General features: G+C 63.2%; 2 protein-coding genes. Both read left to right on the top strand.

From position 1 onward, the window contains the following. Nucleotides 1-2,014, top strand: a 2,014-nt coding sequence (locus ABYO54_RS15805) for a PocR ligand-binding domain-containing protein (RefSeq protein ID WP_372809195.1), incomplete at its 5' end; no start/stop codon positions are given. Next, entirely contained in the window at nucleotides 2,007-2,660 is a 654-nt protein-coding gene (locus tag ABYO54_RS15800) for a response regulator (RefSeq protein ID WP_372809194.1), read from the top strand. The genes ABYO54_RS15805 and ABYO54_RS15800, both read left to right, overlap by 8 nt. Nucleotides 2,661-2,780 lie beyond the last annotated feature (120 nt).

Here is a 2,780-nt window from a genome sequence, read left to right as displayed (position 1 = left end):
GCGCAGTGTTGTCGACACCCTTCAGGAGCGCGTGTGGTGGAAGGATCTCAATTCGGTCTTCCTGGGCTGCAACCTGAACGTGGCGCGCGATGCCGGGCTGGAGCATCCGGACCAGATGATCGGGAAAACCGACTATGACTTTTGCTGGAAAGAGCAGGCGGACCGCTATGTTTCCGACGACCGGGAAGTCATCGAATCCGGAACGCCCAAGCTGGGCATCCTGGAATGCCAGGAACATGCCGACGGAGTCATCCGCTGGATCCAAACCAACAAAATCCCGCTCTACGACAACGAGGGAAACATCGTCGGCACGGTGGGCACCTATGAGGACATCACCGAGCGCAAGCAAATGCAGGAGGCGCTCGAAAAACGGATCGTCGCGCTCACGCAGCCGCTGGATCGGCCGGAAGGAATCACGTTTGACGATCTGATCGACCTGGCGACCATCCAGCGCATACAGGATGACTTCTCCAACGCAACCGGGGTGGCCTCGATCATCACCGCCCCCGACGGCACGCCCATTACCGAACCCAGCAATTTCACCACTCTTTGCCAGGAGATCATCCGCAAAACGGAAACGGGCCGGGGCAACTGCATGAAATCGGATGCCGCCATCGGACGGCATCATCCCGGGGGGGCGATCGTTCAGCAATGCCTCGGCAGCGGGCTGTGGGACGCGGGCGCCAGCATCGAGGTCGGCGGGCGGCACATCGCCAACTGGCTGATCGGGCAGGTGTGCGACGGAACCCAGACCGAGGAGCAGATGCGCGCGTATGCCCGGGAAATCGGGGCCGATGAAGCGGAATTCCTAGAGGCGTTCCGGCACGTACCGGTGATGCCGCGCGAGCATTTCGAAGAGATCGCGCAGGCGCTCTTCACGCTGGCGAATCAAATCTCGACCTCCGCCTATCAGAATGTGCAGCAGGCCCGTTTCATCACGGCCCGCAAGGACGCCGAGCACGCGCTGCGCGAGAGCGAGGAAAAATACCGCAAGGTGTTCGAATCGGAATCCGATGCCATCATGATTTTCGACGGCGAAACGCGCCGCTTCATCGATGTCAACAGCGCGGCGGAAAAGCTCTACGGCTATACGCGCGAGGAGTTCCTGAAGCTTGCCCATGGCGCGATCAGTGCCGATCCGGACATCGCGGCAACGGCCATCCCGGCGACCCTGGCCGGGCAACCCCCGCCCGCGTTCGCGAGCCGCCACCGCAAGAAGGACGGTACCGTCTTTCCGGTCGAGATCACCGGCAGCTCATTTCCCTTGAAGGGGCGGCAGGTGCTCTGCGGGGTGATCCGCGACATTTCGGAACGGGTGGCCCGCGACGAGGAGATCAACCGCAACCGGGAGGCGCTCCGTAAACTGGCCGCCGAACTCTCGCTGGCCGAACAGCGCGAGCGGCAACGCATTGCCGCCGAACTCCACGACGGCGTGAGCCAGCTGCTCAGCTCGGCCGCCCTCCGCGTCGGCGTGCTCCAGGAGATGCCGTTGCCCGAGGCCGCCGCCGGGTCGCTCGACGCGATTTATCGCATTTTGCAGGACTCCATGCAGCAGACGCGTTCGCTGACCTTCGAGCTCAGTTGCCCCATGCTCAACGAGCTGGGCCTGGCCGCCGCCCTCGAAGAGCTCTGCGCCAGCTTGACGAGCGAATATTCCATCCGCTTCAAGTTCAACGGCGCCATGAAGCCCTTGCCGCTTCCCATGGACCGCAAGGTGGTTTTGTTCCGCTGCGTGCGCGAGCTGTTGATCAACGTAATCAAGCATTCCGAGGCCAAACGGGCCTGGGTGCAGCTTGAACAGGCGGGCCGCGACGTGCGGATCAGTGTGGAGGATGACGGCAAGGGGTTCGACTCCGCGATGGCCGGCAAGGGGTTTTCGCCGTCCGGCGGATTCGGCTTGTTCAATCTCCGCGAGTATCTCCACCATGCCGGTGGAACGCTGACGATCGAGTCCATGCCCGGCGGCGGGACGCGGGTGGCCATGACGGTGCCTTGGGAGGAAAAACATGGATAAGCAAATCCGAATTCTGCTGGCGGAAGACCACGAGGTGATGCGGGCCGCCTTGCGCAGCCTGCTCGACGCCCACGAGGGGTTCACCGTGGTGGGCGAGGCGGGCAATGGCCGCGAAATCATGGCCTTGGCCGAAAAGGCCGCGCCCGACGTGGTGGTGATGGATATCAACATGCCGGAGCTGAACGGGATCGAAGCCACCCGGCAGCTTTGCGCCCGCTTCCCGCGCATCAAGGTGTTGGGCCTGTCCGTCCATACGAAAGGCCGCATGGTTTCGGAAATGCTCGCGGCCGGCGCCAAGGGCTATGTGCCCAAGAGCAGTGCGACCGGCGACCTGATCTCGGCCATCCGCACCGTCATGGCCGGCAAGATGTATGTCAGCCCCGAGGTGCTCGGGGAACTGGTGGAAACCCGCAGCCGCGCCGCTTCCGGCGAAGGTGTTTTCGCCAAGCTGACCGAACGCGAGCGCGAGGTGCTCCAGCTCCTCGCCGAGGGGAATTCCACCAAGGAGGCGGCCGAAAAACTCTGCCTCAGCGTCCCCACCATCCACTCCCACCGCCAGCACATCATGGAAAAACTCGGGGCGCGCGGCATTGCCGATCTCGTCCGCTACGCCATCCGCGAGGGCATCATTTTGGCCGATTCCTAGCAGCCTGAATTATTCACGCGCCGAGTTTGCTTTGGCAACAGCCGACCGGAGGGAGACAGGCTTCGCGCATGCGAAGCAACGAGCGGAGCGAAGTGGCAACGCGTCGAAAGGTGCCGCTGT

It is taken from the genome of Pontiella sp. (assembly GCF_041622395.1).
GTDB lineage: Bacteria > Verrucomicrobiota > Kiritimatiellia > Kiritimatiellales > Pontiellaceae > Pontiella.
Note: the sequence above shows the minus strand (reverse complement) of the source record. Positions and strands in the feature narration are given on the sequence as shown.